This is a genomic window from Dyella soli (genome assembly GCF_054482295.1).
On sequence record NZ_JBTFFU010000001.1, the window covers coordinates 1,764,961 to 1,780,463 of the forward strand.

The 15,503-nt window shown below is 65.4% G+C and carries 11 protein-coding genes; 9 read left to right on the forward strand and 2 right to left on the reverse strand.

Going from position 1 to position 15,503, the window contains the following annotated elements; genetic code table 11:
* Positions 1-96: 96 nt before the first annotated feature.
* The 6 genes from ACXU4B_RS08190 to ACXU4B_RS08215 all read left to right on the forward strand — a co-directional run bounded on the left by ACXU4B_RS08190 (position 97) and on the right by ACXU4B_RS08215 (position 8,392).
* The gene (locus ACXU4B_RS08190; protein WP_131409450.1) at positions 97-1,365 is read left to right on the forward strand and encodes an HlyD family efflux transporter periplasmic adaptor subunit; all 1,269 of its coding nucleotides are present in this window, start codon (positions 97-99) and stop codon (positions 1,363-1,365) included.
* Between the two features lie 21 nt (positions 1,366-1,386).
* Positions 1,387-2,646 (forward strand): hypothetical protein, encoded by a 1,260-nt coding sequence (locus tag ACXU4B_RS08195; RefSeq protein ID WP_205746539.1) that lies wholly within the window; start codon positions 1,387-1,389, stop codon positions 2,644-2,646.
* Positions 2,643-4,616 carry a glycosyltransferase family 2 protein gene (locus tag ACXU4B_RS08200; RefSeq protein WP_131409452.1) on the forward strand — a complete coding sequence of 658 codons (1,974 nt, stop codon included), beginning with the start codon at positions 2,643-2,645 and terminating at the stop codon, positions 4,614-4,616. Before ACXU4B_RS08195 ends, ACXU4B_RS08200 begins: the two co-directional genes overlap by 4 nt.
* 14 nt (positions 4,617-4,630) lie before the next feature.
* Positions 4,631-6,130, forward strand: coding sequence for an efflux transporter outer membrane subunit (locus ACXU4B_RS08205; protein WP_165583166.1), 1,500 nt, complete (start codon positions 4,631-4,633; stop codon positions 6,128-6,130).
* 151 nt (positions 6,131-6,281) lie between these two features.
* The gene (locus ACXU4B_RS08210) at positions 6,282-7,130 is read left to right on the forward strand and encodes an HlyC/CorC family transporter (RefSeq protein WP_131409456.1); all 849 of its coding nucleotides are present in this window, start codon (positions 6,282-6,284) and stop codon (positions 7,128-7,130) included.
* A 20-nt stretch (positions 7,131-7,150) separates the two neighbouring features.
* Positions 7,151-8,392, forward strand: coding sequence for a lipoprotein N-acyltransferase Lnb domain-containing protein (locus ACXU4B_RS08215; protein WP_131410467.1), 1,242 nt, complete (start codon positions 7,151-7,153; stop codon positions 8,390-8,392).
* Between the two features lie 30 nt (positions 8,393-8,422).
* Here the strand turns inward: ACXU4B_RS08215 and ACXU4B_RS08220 are convergent, their stop codons facing one another.
* Positions 8,423-10,441: an acyltransferase family protein gene (locus ACXU4B_RS08220; protein WP_131409457.1), complete on the reverse strand. Its 2,019-nt coding sequence runs from the start codon at positions 10,439-10,441 to the stop codon at positions 8,423-8,425.
* A gap of 143 nt (positions 10,442-10,584) precedes the next feature.
* Here ACXU4B_RS08220 and corA point away from each other — a divergent pair, with 143 nt between their 5' ends.
* Positions 10,585-11,583 (forward strand): magnesium/cobalt transporter CorA, encoded by a 999-nt coding sequence (corA, locus tag ACXU4B_RS08225; RefSeq protein WP_425481387.1) that lies wholly within the window; start codon positions 10,585-10,587, stop codon positions 11,581-11,583.
* 73 nt (positions 11,584-11,656) lie between these two features.
* On the opposite strand, the gene ACXU4B_RS08230 is transcribed toward corA, so the two are convergent.
* A complete protein-coding gene (locus tag ACXU4B_RS08230; RefSeq protein ID WP_131409461.1) occupies positions 11,657-13,750 on the reverse strand; it encodes a dipeptidyl-peptidase 5 in 2,094 nt (697 codons plus the stop codon).
* A 395-nt stretch (positions 13,751-14,145) separates the two neighbouring features.
* On the opposite strand from ACXU4B_RS08230, the gene ACXU4B_RS08235 reads away from it, so the two are divergent.
* Both ACXU4B_RS08235 and ACXU4B_RS08240 read left to right on the forward strand, forming a co-directional pair.
* Entirely contained in the window at positions 14,146-14,583 is a 438-nt protein-coding gene (locus ACXU4B_RS08235) for a pilin (RefSeq protein ID WP_131409463.1), read from the forward strand.
* A gap of 422 nt (positions 14,584-15,005) precedes the next feature.
* Complete coding sequence (locus ACXU4B_RS08240) at positions 15,006-15,446, forward strand: pilin (protein ID WP_131409465.1); 441 nt, start codon at positions 15,006-15,008, stop codon at positions 15,444-15,446.
* The last annotated feature ends 57 nt before the right edge of the window (positions 15,447-15,503 follow it).

Genomic DNA, 15,503 nt, shown 5'->3' on the forward strand with positions numbered 1-15,503 from the left:
CATCGGCCGCCATCCCACTTGGGATGTGCTCTCCCGCCCTGCCTTGGCGCACGGGCGCAGGCGTCTGCACGACGTCGATTGCCAGAGGCGAATGATTTGAAGACCGAACTGCTGCCTACCGAACGCATGCCCCATGCCGCCGCACCACCCGGCAGGCTCGCTCCCATTCGGAAGTCTCCGCTCGCCTTCATTCCGCGCCTGGCCGGTTACAGCCTGATGGGATTCATCGCGTGGCTGCTGCTGTCCACCCTGGTCGAGCCATGGGTTTCCACCAGTGCCACGCGCGCCGTGCTGAATGCACCGGCGATGCTGATCACCACGCCGATCAGCGGCACCGTCAGTGCCCTGTACGCGCAGGACGGACAACCGCTCGCACCCGGCCAGACCATCGCCATCGTGAGGAACAGCACCGTCGCGCGCGACGCACTGACCACCTTGCTCACCCAGAGACTGGATCTGCAGGGTCGCCTCGATGATCTCAACCATCGCATCGAGGCCGACCAGCGGATGCTGGAATACGTCGGCAACCAGTATCAGCAGTACCAGCACGCCAACGTGGCGCAGCTCAAGGGCAGCTATGCCTCGCTGCAGGCCCAGCAGGATGCCGCTGCCGCGAAGCTGTCCGAACTCGATACCAAGTATTCGCGCGCCATGGCCCTGCAGCGCGACGGCGCAGTCAGCGCGGCCACCGTCTCGGCGGCGCGTGCCCAGGCCGACGCAGCACGCAGCGAGGCCGATGCGCTGGACCAGAATGCTCACCGGATCGGCGCGAGCATCGATGCCGCCCAGCGCGGGGTCTACGTCTCCAGCGGCGAAGGCAGCAACACCCAGTTGCCGCAACTGATGCAACGGCAGGCCGACCTGCAGAACAACATCAAGGACGAACAGGCCCAGATCGATGCGCTGACCACCCAGCTGGCCAATCTCAACCAGTTGATTGCCCACGAGGACGAGCGCGTGCGTGCGCTCTCCGACTATGCGGTCAAGGCCTATGCGACCGGCACCGCGCAAGAGGTCGTCGCACCGATTGGCACCCAGGTGGCGGCCGGCGCCACGCTGGTGCGCGCCACCGACTGCAGCAAGACCGATGTCGTGGCGGTATTCCCGGCGCGCATGGCCGGGCGCCTGAATGTCGGCACCCGACTGCGCGTGCAGATCGACCAGGCCGGACAGCCGCACAGCGCCCACATCAGCCAGCTGCTGCCCACGGCGAAAGAATCCCTGCAGAACAGCTACAGCGCGCCGTTTCCTTATGCCGAGGACGGTTCGGTCTATGCGCTCGCGCAATGGGACGACTTCGACGCCGCCCATTCGGGCCAACCGCCCTGCACGCCAGGCCGCAGTGTGACGGCGAGCCTGCGCTGAACCTGATCGAAGGAGGCCGCCATGTCCATGCGATGGAGTCACCTTGCAAGCCTCGCCCTGATGCTGAGCGCCGTCGCATCCCGCCCCGCGCTTTCCACTGACGCCGTACAGCAGCTGGCGGACAGCAGTTGCACTGCCTTGCGCGCGGCCGCAGCGGCCATGCCAGGCGACGGCCCGATGCTGCTGCCAAGCTACCCCGGGCTGCAGCCGGGCTCGGCAAGGGCGCTTGAAAACGTTGCCTTCGTCTACGACAACGCGCTCGCCGGCATCGCACTCACCGCCTGCGGGAGCCCGGCGCAGGCGCGGCGGATCGCCGATGCACTGCTGCTTGCGGCATCCCACGATCCGAGCTTCAGGGACGGGCGGCTGCGCAACGCCTATCGTGGCGGAGTCGCCAGCGGCGGCAAGGTCGAACTGCCCGGTTACTGGGAGACGCGCGGCAACTACTGGAGTCAGGATCCGTATCAGACGGGCACCGCCACCGGCAATGTCGCGTGGGCCGCGCTGCTGCTGCTGACCGTCTACGACAGTAGCCATGACCGGCGCTATCTGGACGCCGCGGTGGCCCAGCTGCGCTGGATCCAGGCCCACGCCAGCGGTGCGGCCCCGCCTGCTTACGAGGGTGGCCTGTTTGGTTATGACAACGCCCAGCGCGCGCAGCACTGGAAGGCGACCGAACACAACCTGGACGTCTATGCCGCTGCGACCTGGGCCAGCCGCGACAGTCATGACGCGGACCTCGCGCAGCAGGCGAAGCTGGCCGAAGCGTTCGTGCAGTCGATGTGGGACAACACCGGGCATCGCTTCCTGGTCGGCACGCTGGACGACGGCAGCACGCTGTCGCGCGACAAGTCCGGGCTGGATGCACAGGCATGGCCCCTGCTTGCGTTCAACCCGCACCCGGCCGAGTGGAACCAGGTCTGGTCGTGGATCGATTCACAGCATCGCAGCGGCGATGGCTACGGCTATCGACGCCAGCCCGATGGCGTATGGACCGAAGGCAGCGCGCAGGTGGCCGCGGCCCTGCAAGCCAGCGGCAAACCCGTGCCCGATAGCTTGTGGCGACTGATCGCCGACCAGCGCGGCAGCGGCGGCATGCTCTACGCCACGCCGCAACCGCGCATTGCCACCGACTTTGCGATCGGCCCGGACTCGACCTACGCCGACTTCTTCTACTACCACCTGCCCCATCTGGGCGCGACCGCCTGGGCCGCACTGGCGGCCAAAGGCTGGAATCCATTCACCGGCCGCCCCATCGCCCGCACGGAGAACCCGACATGAGCCCTCCCGTCGATCTGATGAGCCTGCTCCAGGTGCTTGGCCTGACCGCGCTGCTGGGCATCGGCATGGCGCGCTTTGCCAATCCGCGTCGCGCGTTCGACCGGCTGGTGTTCGGCGTGTTCTCCGGCGCGTTGTTGCTGCGCTACGCGGTCTGGCGCAGCGCAGAAACGCTGCCTGATGCCAGCCACGGCGTCGCCAGCGTGTGGGCTTATGTGTTTTACGCCTTCGAGATGGTCTCGATCATCTACACGCTGGCAGCGATCGCGGTGATGGTGCGTCGCCGCGACAACCGTCCGCAGGCCGACGCCGGCGAAGCGCGGCTGCGCGCGGCCGGAAGCCGCGTGCCGGCGGTGGACGTGTTCATCGCCACCTACAACGAGGACCTGGAGATCCTGGAAAAGACCATCGTCGCCGCCAAGACGATCGACTATCCACAGGTCAACATCTGGGTGCTGGACGACACCCGACGCGACTGGCTGCGCGACTACTGCACGAGGCTCGGCGTGAACTACGCGCGCCGGCCCGACAACACGCATGCCAAGGCGGGCAATCTCAACAATGGGCTCAGGCTCTCCGCGCAACACACCAATGCGCCATATATCCTTGTGCTGGACGCGGACTTCGCGCCGCAGAGGAACATCCTCTACCGCATCCTCGGCCTGTTCGCCGAGCCCGGCGTGGCGCTGGTGCAGACGCCGCAGTTTTACTACAACGCCGATCCGATCCAGCACAACCTGGGTGCCACCGACAGCTGGGTGGACGAGCAGCGCGTGTTCTTCGACGTATTCCAGCCCTCGCGCGACGCCTGGGATTCGGCCTTCTGCGTCGGCACTTCGTTCGTGGTGTCGCGCCAGGCGATCACCGAGGCGGGCGGTTTCCCCACGGACAGTGTGTGCGAGGACATCCATACCTCCTACCTGCTGCGCAAGGGCGGCCACATCACCCGCTGGCTCAACGAACGACTGTCGGTCGGGCTGTCTGCGGAAGGGCTGATCGAATACATCAACCAGCGCGGCCGCTGGTGCCTTGGCACCATGCAGGTGGCCATGCTGAAGGAAGGTCCGCTGCGCGGCGACGGCTACCGCCTGGTGGATCGCCTGCACTACGCGCACGGCATGCTGCACTGGATCGGCAAGCCATTCCTGCTGCTGATGCTGGTGGCGCCGGTGCTGTACTGGTATTTCGGCATCGCGGCGTTCTACACGACGCCGGGGCAGTTCCTGTTCTACGGCCTGCCGGCGTTGATCGGCTTCTGGTTCTACGGGCCGTGGATCACCGACCGCAAGACACTTCCCATCTTCACCGAGGTGACCCAGCTGGTGGCGGCTTATGCCGTGACCATGACCATGATCTCCGCGCTGCTCCGTCCGTTTGGACGTCCATTCAAGGTCACCGCCAAGGGGCTCGACCGGAGCAAGGTGGTGGTGCACTGGAAACACGCGGGCTTCTTCATCCTGCTGATGGTCTGCCTGCAGGCCGGCGCGGTGAACACGATGCTGCATGCGCAGATGAGCGACGGCACCCTGTTCAACCTCGGCTGGACCCTGATCGCCCTGGTATTGGACCTCGCCGCGATCATGGCCTGCGTCGACCTGCCGCGACTGCGCCGCGAGGAGCGCTTCCCGTTCCGGCGCACTGCCCATTGGCGGCAGGGCGACCACGAGGAAGCCAGCGAGTTCATCGACATTTCGCTCAGCGGTGCCGCCTTGCGTCGCGGCGGCGTGGTTCCGGCCCCTGGCGAGCGACTGAGCGTGCGCGTACCCGAAGTGGGCTGGGTGCCTGCGCGGGTGGCGCGCCACACCAAGCGCCGCCTGTGCGTGCGCTTTGAAACCGACGAGAGCATGCGGCACCGCCTGATCGCGCTGATCTTCAGCCAGGCGCCACACAACATCCCGGTCAAGGCGCGCCCGCTCCGCGCCTTCCTGCAGCTGGCGCGCCTGGCCGGCATCTCTCCCGCTCCGCCGCGATGACCCCGGAGACCTTCATGAAGCCATTGATCCTTTCCGCCTCCCTCGCCGGCTGCCTGCTGGCCGGCTGCAGCATGGAGCCGACCTACCAGCGTCCGTCCATGCCCGTGCCGGACAGCTACCCGGCGCACACCACCGCGACCGAGGCGCCGGCGCAAGCGGCCGACCTGGGCTGGCGCGAGTTCTTCAAGGATCCCGTGCTGCAACGACTGATCGAGATCGCCCTGGGCAACAACCGCGACCTGCGCGTGGCCGCCGCCAACATGGCCGAGGCGCGCGCCGGCTATGGCGTGGCCCGTTCCAGCCTGTTCCCGGAGATCGACCTGCAGGGCTATGCCGGTCGCCAGCGCCTGCCCGGCATGACGCAGCAACCGAGCAACGGCCTGCTCGGGCCCATCCAGAACAACCGCGGCAGCGCGTCCACCTTCAACACCTACCAGGTGCAGGCCGGCATGACCAGCTATGAGCTGGATTTCTTCGGCCGCCAGCGCGCCTATGTGCATGCGTCGGGCAAGCTGGCCGAAGCCAGCGCCGCCGATTACCAGGCGGCACGGATGGCCCTGATCGGCGAAGTGGCCAATGCCTATCTTTCGCTCAATGCCGACCGCGCCCTGCTGCAGCTGGCGCAGCAGACGCTGGCCGCACAGCAGCAGCATGCGGAGGTCATGCAGAAGGCCTTCCGCGACGGCGGCGTGTCGGAATTCGACATGCGCCGCTCGCAGACCCAGGTGAACACGGCGCAGGTGGATGTGGAGGACATGGGCACCCGCATCGCCAAGGACATCAACGCCTTGACCGTGCTGATCGGCCAGCCGCTGCCGCCCAGCTACGCCACCCCGAGCCTGTGGCAGGCGCCCCTGCTGACCGACGTGCCGGCTGGCCTGCCGTCCTCGCTGCTGGACCGTCGCCCCGACATCCTGGCCGCCGAGGATCGCCTGCGGGCGGCCAATGCGGACATCGGTCGCGCCCGCGCCGCGTTCTTCCCCAATATCGCGCTGACCGCTGCGCTGGGCGTGTTGAGCGGCAGCCTCTCCAACCTGTTCGGCGCCAGCTCGCTGGCCTGGAATGGCGCCGCCTCCGCCGCGATGCCGTTGCTGGACTGGGGCCGGAACAAGAACGAGCTGTCGGCCAGCAAGGCGCGCTATGGCGGCGCCACCGCCGCCTACGAGGGCACGGTGCAGCAGGCCTTCCGCGAGGTCGCCGACGCACTGGCCGTGCGCGACCACATCGTGCCCGAGCTCAAGGCGCAGCAGGAGCTGGTGGACCAGTCGCAGCACGTCTACGGGATCTCGCAGGTGCGCTTCAAGGAAGGCCTGGACGACTACATCGCGACCCAGGATGCCCAGCGCTCGCTCTATGCCGCCCAGCAGAAACTGGTCAGCCTGCAGCTCGACCAGGCGGTTAACCAGGTCAACCTCTACAAGGCCCTGGGCGGCGGCTGGAGCGATGTCCGCAACGGCACGGCGGGCGTCGCGAAGGCACCAGCGGCGCGACCCGCCACGGCCAGCGACCGTTGAGCCAGCGCCGGCGCCCCTGCGTTTGAGGCGCGCCGTAGCGGTCGCTGCCTGCCCCGCCTTGCCCGGGCCTCGCCCGCTTGTTCCTGAATCGTCACGGATTTTCCGCTAGACTCAGGGTCCCGCCCCGCATTGGGCTGCACCCGCAAGAGTAATGAACGAGGACCCTGGCAGTACCAGCGGCCCGGCCCACCGCAAATGGTGGGATCGACTGGGCCACCTGTTTTCCGGCGAGCCGCGCAACCGGAAAGAGCTCATCGACGAGCTGCGCACGGCCCAGGCCAATGGCCTGCTGTCCAACGACACCCTCACCATGGTCGAGGGCGCCATCAAGGTGACTGAGCTCAGCGTGGACGACGTCATGGTCCCGCGCTCGCAGATCGTGATGCTGTCGGCCGAGGCGCCGCTGTCCGACATCCTCGGCACGGTCGTCGACTCTGGCCATTCGCGCTTCCCCGTCCATGGGGAGGACAAGGACGAGATCCTGGGCATCCTGCTCGCCAAGGACCTGCTGAAGTTCGTCGGCGACGGCGACCACTTCGACATCAGCAGCGTGCTGCGTCCTGCCGTGCTGATTCCCGAATCGATGCGCCTGAACGTGCTGCTGGCGGAGTTTCGCCATACGCGCAATCACATGGCGCTGGTGGTGGACGAGTACGGCGGCGTCGCCGGCCTCATCACCATCGAGGACGTGCTCGAACAGATCGTCGGCGAGATCGACGACGAGCACGATGACGAGGAAGAGCCCAAGCTCATGCACGAGCAGTCGGGTGGCGGCTGGGTGGTCAGCGCGCTCACGCCGATCGCCGACTTCAACGAACAGGCCGGCGCCGATTTCTCGGACGAGGAGTTCGACACCGTGGGCGGCATGTGCACTTCCGAGTTTGGCCACCTGCCCGAGGTAGGCGAGGAAATCGCCATCGGCGACTACCTGTTCCATGTCACCGAGGCGGACGACCGGCGCGTCCAGGCGTTCCGCGTCATCCGGCGGACGGAAGCCTGAGCGTGCGTGCCACGGGCAGGATGCCGGCACCGGCACACCGACACGCGCTGCGGCGGCTCCTTTCCGGCGTCGCCGTGCTGCTGCTGTGCTGCCTGCTCGGGTGGACGCCGCGCGCGCACGCCGGCATCGCCAGTGCGCCGGGCGCCAACCTGGAGGTTTCGCTGGTCACCTACGGGCCCGGCGAAACGTACTGGGAGCGCTTCGGCCATGACGCCATCGAGTTGCGCGACAGCGTCAGCGGCGAGGAGGTCACGTTCAACTACGGCGTGTTCGATTTCGACGAGAGCGGCTTCCTGCTCCACTTCGCCGCTGGACGCATGCACTACATGATGGACGCGGCGCCCAGCGAGGTGGACCAGCAGTACTACGCCAGCGTCGGCCGCTCCGTGACGCGCCAGCGCCTCGCCTTCACGCCGTCGCAGGCAGCCGACCTGCGCGATTTCCTGCTGTGGAACCTGCGCCCGGAAAACGTGCGCTATCCCTACGACTACTACATCAACAATTGCGCAACCCGCGTGCGCGACGCGCTGGACAAGGCGCTGGGCGGCACGCTCAAGCGGCAACTCGAGGCGCGCGCCGGCGGCATGACCTACCGCCAGCAGACCGCGCGGCTGATGAGCAACGAGGCATGGCTGATGCTCATCCTCGACCTGGGCCTGGGCCCCTACGCCGACCAGCCGCTCAACGCATGGCAGGAAAGCTTCCTGCCGATGGTGCTGCAGAGCGAAAGCAGCCATGTGCAGGTCAGTGACGGCATGGGCGGCACGCGCCCCCTGGTGCAGGCCGAACAACTGTTGTCGCCGAACCGGCTGGTACCGCCGCCGGATCGCGCACCGGATCTTCGCCTGCCCCTCGCGCTGGCGGGACTGGTCTTTGCCGTTCTGCTAGTGCTGTCGGCCCGCACCGCGCCCACCGTCCATGCGCTGCTCGCCTCGTTGTACCTGGTGCTCGCCGGCCTGGTGGGTCTCGCCCTGCTGGTGCTGTGGACGCTCACCACGCATCACTCGGCATGGGCCAACGCCAATCTGCTGCTGTTCAATCCGCTGGCATTCGTGCTGCTGCGTGCGGTGTGGCGCGCGCGCCGCGGCGTGGCGCCGTCGCGCCTGGCCCAGGTGGTGATGACCATCCAGCTGCTCTCCGCGCTGCTCGCCATCGGCCTGCACCTGCTGCCCGGCATCGTGCAACAGAACCAGCCATGGCTGCTGTTCGCACTGCCCTGCTGGCTGGCGCTGGCCTGGACTTCGCGCAAGCCCTCCAAGTAACCGGAGGGCTGCTCCTCTCACGGAGCGACTTCAGTGAAGTGTTGCAGCGTCGTTGACCGCGTGCGGCGCGGCGAAATCGGTCAGTCCCATCCGCTTCTCCATCTCAGGTCCAAGCGACCGGGCAAAACTCGCCGTCAGGTGCTGTGAATCGCGGAAAACCACCTCGCCATTCAATTCTGCGCGACAACGTCCCTGCGGACAGATCTGGTCAGTCAGATCAATGGTCCGCACGTTGGCGAATCGGGCGCTCGCCTGCTGCAACCACTCAAACACCTGCTGTCCATGGTCATCGAAAGCCGGCGCATCGCAGACTTGCAGAGCACCCAACCACTTCGGGCGTCCGGCGTGGCTGGCCAGGCAATTGGGGCCGTCAAAAGGGAGATGCGGCGTGCTGCGCAAGATATAGATGCGACCCGCAGCATGACTGATCGAACTCAGCACGCGCGCCGTACCATCGGTCCATTGCGGCTGCGTGAACGCCACGGTAGATACCGTACCCAACACGACGACATCGGGCTTGATCGCCGCCACCTGCTGCAGTGCTTGCCGCCGCCAGGACGAACACTCGGTGTAATCGCGCCCAATACGTGCATAGAAGAGTGGTTCGTCCACCATGGGGCAGGAGGACTTGGTCAGGACGATCACACGCCAGTCAGCCCGATCAAAGATGCCGGCAAGCGCGGGAAACCACTGGCCGGCGATACTGTCACCCATGAGTACTGTCGTGTGGGCGGCATCCTTTGAGCCGAAGGTGCACATCAGCACCCTGTCACTGTGAAACCAGTCATCGCACCCCATGGCGTAGATGGGCGGCGCATCAACGCGGGCGCTTGCATAGCGCTGCGACTCCGGCGTCTGTGTCCTGACCAGGGCGGAGGTGTACCAATGCATGGAAAGCACACTGGCGGCGAGCATCGCCCCAACTGCCGCGATCAAAGCGACGCGACGGTGCTTCAGCCAGTACTCCTGATGGCGGACGGGCGACTCGACCAGCCGATACGAACCGACGGCCAGGCTTAGTGAAGCCAGTATTTCGGCTCCGCGAACCCAGGGGCTGTGAGATCCAGTGATGGCCAAGCCCAGCAGAAGCACTGGCCAATGCCACAGGTACCACGAGTAGGACACCCTACCCATCGCCTGCAGTGGCCACCACGCGAGTAGCCCGGGCGCGCCGTGCCGATGTTCGCCCAAGCCCGCCCACAAGACGGCTGCAGCACCCGCCGTAGGAAGCAAGGCGCGCCAGCCTGGATAAGACATGGAGGCATTGAACATGACCCCAGAGCCAAGGATCACCAGCAGTCCCAGCCAGCCTGTCCAGCGCCTGATGGCCACGACCGATTCCGCGGCTCCCGGATTGCCCTCGGCGGACGTCCCCCTGCTGCAATGAAGCCAGACGAGCGCGCCCACGGCGAATTGCCAGGCACGCATCGGCATCATGTAGAAGGCAAGCTGGGGAAAGCGCGGAGTGAGCAGCAGGCAGCTGATAAAACTCAGCGTAGCCACCACCACCATCGCCAGCTTCAGGCGAGCAACGTGCGGCGTCCCCAGATCCCGCCCGAGCACCCAAACCAGCAAGGCTGGCCATAGCAGATAGAACTGTTCCTCCACGCCAAGCGACCAGGTATGCAGGAACAGGTTGCTGTCCGAACCAGCGGCAAAGTAATCCAGTTGCGCCAGCGCAAAATGGATGTTGCTCAGCCACAAGACGGCCATGGCGGCCGCACTCGACTGTTCGAGCTGCTCCGCGGGCGCCAGCACCACCGCGGCCACCGTCGACGAGATGGCGACCATGACAACCAGCGCCGGCATGAGTCGGCGCAGGCGCCTCAGGTAGAAATCCGCAAACCGGATACGTCCCGTGTCTGCTACCTCCCGCACTAGCAATCCGGTAATCAAATAGCCGGACAAGACGAAGAACACGTCCACGCCGACAAACCCACCTGCGAACCAAGACGCGCCGGCATGGGCGGCCAGTACCAGCATGATTGCAACAGCTCGAAGTCCCTCGATATCACCGCGGAAGCCCAGCCGATACTCGTTCGCTCTCATCGATTCTTCAGACCACACCCCTTGATGGACTGGATCATAGCGTCTAGGCCCGCCCGGCGGCGCCCGGCCACCCGGAAACGTGAAATTGCCCCGGACGACGGAGAAGAGGCATCATGCACTCCATGTCGTCATCACTTCCTTCCATGCCAGTTGGCCCTGCGACCCGCGGCTCGATGGTGGTCAACTGCGTCGCCTACCGTTTCGACGGCCAGCGCATCGGCGACATCGGCCTGGACGAGATCAGCGAGGTGCTCAAGGCGACCGACACGTTTGTCTGGGTGGGGCTGCATGAGCCGGACGAGCCACTGCTGGACAAGCTGCAGGAGGAATTCGACCTGCATGACCTGGCCATCGAAGACGCCCAGCACGCACATCAGCGCACCAAGATCGAAACCTACGGCGACTCGCTGTTCATCGTGGTGCAGACGGCCCAGCTGGTGAGCGGGCACATCGCCTTCGGCGAAACACATATCTTCATGGGCGCGCGCTACCTGGTGACGGTGCGCCACGGTGCCTCGCTTTCCTATGCGCCGGCGCGACGCAGCTGCGAACACAGCCCCGACCTGCTTGCGCTTGGACCCAGCTACGGCCTCTACGGCGTGCTCGACTTCGTGGTCGACAACCTGCTGCCCATCGTGCGCGACTTCCGCGAGGAACTGCAGGAGCTGGAGAAGGACATATTCTCCGACACCTTCAAGCGCAGCACGGTCAGGCGCCTTTACGACATGCAGCGCGACCTGATGACCCTGCGCCTCGCCGTCGCGCCGCTGCAGGACATCATCAGCCAGCTCGTGCGCATGCATCCGCACCTGATACCCGATGAGTTGCGCGCCTATTTCCGCGACGTGTACGACCACGTGTTCCGCGTCAACGAATCCATCAGCGCCATGCGCGAGATGCTCGCCGCGGCCATCAACGTCAACCTGTCGCTGGTGACATTCGGCCAGAACGAAGTGATGAAGCGCCTGGCCGGCTATGCGGCCATGCTCGCGGCGCCCACGCTGATCACCAGCTGGTACGGCATGAACTTCTCGCACATGCCCGAGCTCAACAAGCCGTGGGCGTACCCGCTGATCATCGTGCTGGTGATCACCCTGGTCGGCGGCATCTACGCCTTCCTGAAGCGCGCCAAGTGGCTTTGACGGGGCCCGGCTAGCCGTCCGGCGCGGCTGCGCACCTCGAAAAAAAAAGGCGGCCCGGAGGCCGCCTTTTCGCTTACTTGGAGGACGACTTCGCCGTCTCCGGCGCCGTCCACTGCTTCAGCCACGCATTGACCGTTTCATGCCACTGCACGCTGTTCTGCGGCTTGAGCACCCAATGGTTCTCATCGGGGAAGTGCAGCAACTGGCTGGGAATGCCTCGACGCTGCAGCACCGTGAAGGCGCCCAGGCCCTGCGTGTCGGGAATGCGGAAGTCCTTGGCGGAGTGGACCACCAGCATCGGCACGCGCCAGTCCTTGACGTGGTTGACCGGGTTGAACTTCTCGTAGTTCTCGGGGTGCAGGTACTGCGGACCGCCGTTCTCGCGTTCCTCGAACCACAGTTCTTCGGTGTCGTAGTACATGGCACGCGCGTCGAACACGCCGTCATGGTCGACCAGGCACTTCCACGGCTCGTTCCACACGCCGGCGATCCAATAGATCATGTAACCGCCGTAGCTGGCACCCAGCGCACAGGCGCGATCGCCGTCGAGGAAACTGTACTTGCCCAGCGCGGCCTTCCAGCCAGCCTTGAGGTCTTCCAGCGGCTTACCGCCCCAGTCACCCGAGATCGAGTCGGTGAAGGCCTGGCCATAGCCGGTGGAACCGTGGAAATTGATGGTGACCACGGCAAAACCCTGGCCCGCGTAGGTTTGCGGATTCCAGCGGTAGCTCCAGCCATTGCTCATGGCACCCTGCGGGCCGCCATGGATGATGAAGGCCACCGGGTACTTCTTGCCTGCCTTGTAGTTGGCCGGCTTCACCACATAGCCCTGTACGGTCTCGTTGTTCCAACCATTGAAGGTGAAGAACTCCGGCGCACCCATCTGCGCACTCTTCAGGCGGGAGGCGTTGTAGTGCGTGACCTGCTTGAGGCCCTTGCCATGCAGGTCGGCCACGTACAGGTCGGCCGAGCGCCGGAGGTCGTCGCGCTGCACCAGCAGGCGGGACTTGCCCAGCGCATAGGCACCGACATCGCCCTCGGTGACCAGGGTGGTGACCTTGCCGCTGGCCACGTCGATGGCGAACAGCGGGTGCTGGCCGTTGTCGTCAGCGGTGGCGTAGAGCGTCTTGCCATCGCCGGAAATCTGCAGGCCGCCGGCCGAGCGGTCCCAGTTCGGCGCCACTTCGCGCTTCTGGCCGGTGGCCAGGTCCAGCGCCATGATGCCGAAGCGGTCAGCCTCGGACACCGGCGTCTTCATCGCCAGGTAGTACAGCGTCTTGCCATCCGGCGAGGCGACCGGGAAGGCATCCCACGCTTCGTTGGCGGCAGTGAGATTGCGCGGCTCGGCCGAGCCGTCGGCCGGCACGGTATAGACGTCGAAATTGGTCGACCACGCTTCGGTCTTGCCGGCGATGCGCGCGCCGAAATAAACCGTCTTGCCATCCGGCGAAAAGCTGAATTCGCCGTCGTCGCCAAACGGCTTGCTCGGCACGTCACCATCGATGCCGCGACTGAGCAGTACCGGCTGTCCCTCGGTGCTGTCGAGGTCAGTGATATACAGCTGCGCCCGACGACCGTCGGCCCAGGTGTCCCAGTGGCGCACGAACAGTTTGTTGTAGACCGTGCCCGAAGCCTTGTCGGCGGCGCGGGCGTCCAGGCGCCCCTTGGTGCAGGCCAGGTCGGCGCAGTCGGTGAACACGCCGAAGGTCAGCAGCGCCTTCTTGCCATCGGGCGACAGCTTGTAGCCGTCGATGTCGATCGGCGCATGGGTGACCGGCACGGCCTGCGCGTCCGCGGCCTTGCCGCCGGCGCCCAGCGGTCGGCGCCACAGCTGCGCCACGCCGTCTTTCGGGGCAACGTAATAGAACGCACTGCCGTCCGGCGCCCAGCGCGGATCGGACGCCTTGTCGACCAGTTTGGCCGGCTCGCCGCCCTTCTCGAGGTCGAGCAGGTAGATCGAGGTGACGCCCTTGTTGGCCGCGTAGTCGGTCGCACGCACGGTATACAGCGCGTAGCGGCCGTCCGGCGACAGTTGAGGGTCGCCAACACGGTCCATCATCACCAGGTCATGGATGTTGAACGGGTGAGGGCCGTGGCTTTCGACCTCGGCCGCCACGGCGGAGGTAGTGGCCAGCGCGAGCGCCAGCGCGACAAACAAGGGTTTCATGGAGGGTTCCCGGGGTGCTGCGAAAACGCTGACGGTAAGAGCCCATGGCGCGCAGTGCAAGCTACGGCCCCGTACGCAGGATGCTGTTCCGGTGGGGCGGCCACTCTGGTGCACTGCCCTGGGGGCGGCAAACGCTGCCGCCCACTTCAAGCATGCCAAGCGGCTAACACCGCCTGCGGGGGCTCGAAGGCTTGCTGGCGATGGCGGTGACCACGGGGTGATGCAGGGATGGGCGCAACGGACCCGGCCGTCTGGAAGCCCCCGATCCCGCCATAGCGCGGCCTGCGTCACAAAATTCCAAGACAACCGGCCCTCCACGCCACCCTGGCGTCAGCACGCCGCATGGTTGGTACAAAACGTGCGTCCCCAAGGGGACACCAACAGGGGAATCCACCATGCTGCGCCAGCGCCTTTCCGCCGGCTTCACCTTGATCGAGCTGATGATCGTCGTGGCAATCATCGCGATCCTCGCCGCCCTGGCAATTCCGGCTTATCAGGATTATGCGATTCGCGCCCAGGTCTCGGAAGGCATCAGTCTTTCGACCGGGGCAAAGGCGGCTGTATGGGATTTCTTTTCCAACACCGGGCGCCTGCCGCCCAGCAACCGCTCGGCGGGGTTAGTGTCCGCCGCGTCCATCGCAGGCAACTACGTATCGAATGTGGATGCGACGGGCGGCAAGATTCAGGTCACCTTCCATGGCCCCAAGGCAAACCAGCAGATCCAGAATCAGCTGCTGGTGCTGTCGCCAATTACCCATGCCGGTAGCATCGCCTGGACCTGTACACCGAGCACGCTGAGCGCGAAATACCTGCCCACGGTCTGCCGTCCCTGATCGCCGGCACAGCGATAGCAGAGCACCGCTGCCAGCCATCCCTGGCATAAGCGCGTGGTCGGGCTGGAGCCTCGCCTTACCGTGACACCGACGGCCGCCAAGCGCCCAAACTGACAAAAAACGTCACTTGGTGCCCCTGGCAACCACATGGAGCAACCTGCTACACCGGTCGCATTTTGACGAACACAACCCCCATGCGTAGCCCTGCTTGTGGGCATTCGTGACGACGTGCACAATGAAAGAACCCCCGCTTATGCGGGAATATCAAAGCGGCAACAATGGCATATAAGCTGCTTCAGTTGTCGCGAGCTTCCTGGTCGTTCCGACCGCAAGTATTGGGAACCAATCCCGCCTAGGGGGATTCGGGACTGGGGCTCAGGGGGCAGTACCTACGGTTAGCTAACCAAAACAGAGGAATCACCATGAAGACCATCCAGAAGGGTTTTACCCTTATCGAATTGATGATCGTGGTTGCGATCATTGCCATCCTCGCCGCGCTCGCCATCCCGGCTTACCAGGACTACGTGATCCGCACGCAGGTCTCGGAAGGCGCGGTGCTCAGCGATGGCGCCAAGACGGCCTTCGCAGAGTTTTACAGCAATAAGGGCGCGTTCCCGACTGTAAACGCTTCGGCAGGCCTGGCCACTGCCGTTTCGATCGCCGGCAAGTACGTGACGTCGGTTGCCGTCGCCAACAATGGCAAGATCACTGCGACTTTCAACCAGCCAGACGCCAACTCGAAGATCCTGAACAAGCTGCTCGTCTATTCTGCGATTACCAACGCGGGTAGCATTTCCTGGAGCTGCAAGGCTTCCGCAGGCACCACAGTCGACCCGAAGTATCTGCCGACGGTTTGCCGTTAATCGCAGCATCGCTTCAAGTTGATCCCGAAGGGCCGCCCGGTGCGGCCCTTCTCTTTT

Coding starts and splice junctions, on each gene's coding strand:
- ACXU4B_RS08195 (WP_205746539.1), top strand. CDS start 1,387: ATGTCCATGCGATGGAGTCACCTTGCAAGCCTCGCCCTGATGCTGAGC.
- ACXU4B_RS08200 (WP_131409452.1), top strand. CDS start 2,643: ATGAGCCCTCCCGTCGATCTGATGAGCCTGCTCCAGGTGCTTGGCCTG.
- ACXU4B_RS08205 (WP_165583166.1), top strand. CDS start 4,631: ATGAAGCCATTGATCCTTTCCGCCTCCCTCGCCGGCTGCCTGCTGGCC.
- ACXU4B_RS08210 (WP_131409456.1), top strand. CDS start 6,282: ATGAACGAGGACCCTGGCAGTACCAGCGGCCCGGCCCACCGCAAATGG.
- ACXU4B_RS08215 (WP_131410467.1), top strand. CDS start 7,151: ATGCCGGCACCGGCACACCGACACGCGCTGCGGCGGCTCCTTTCCGGC.
- ACXU4B_RS08220 (WP_131409457.1), bottom strand. CDS start 10,441: ATGAGAGCGAACGAGTATCGGCTGGGCTTCCGCGGTGATATCGAGGGA.
- corA (WP_425481387.1), top strand. CDS start 10,585: ATGCCAGTTGGCCCTGCGACCCGCGGCTCGATGGTGGTCAACTGCGTC.
- ACXU4B_RS08230 (WP_131409461.1), bottom strand. CDS start 13,750: ATGAAACCCTTGTTTGTCGCGCTGGCGCTCGCGCTGGCCACTACCTCC.
- ACXU4B_RS08235 (WP_131409463.1), top strand. CDS start 14,146: ATGCTGCGCCAGCGCCTTTCCGCCGGCTTCACCTTGATCGAGCTGATG.
- ACXU4B_RS08240 (WP_131409465.1), top strand. CDS start 15,006: ATGAAGACCATCCAGAAGGGTTTTACCCTTATCGAATTGATGATCGTG.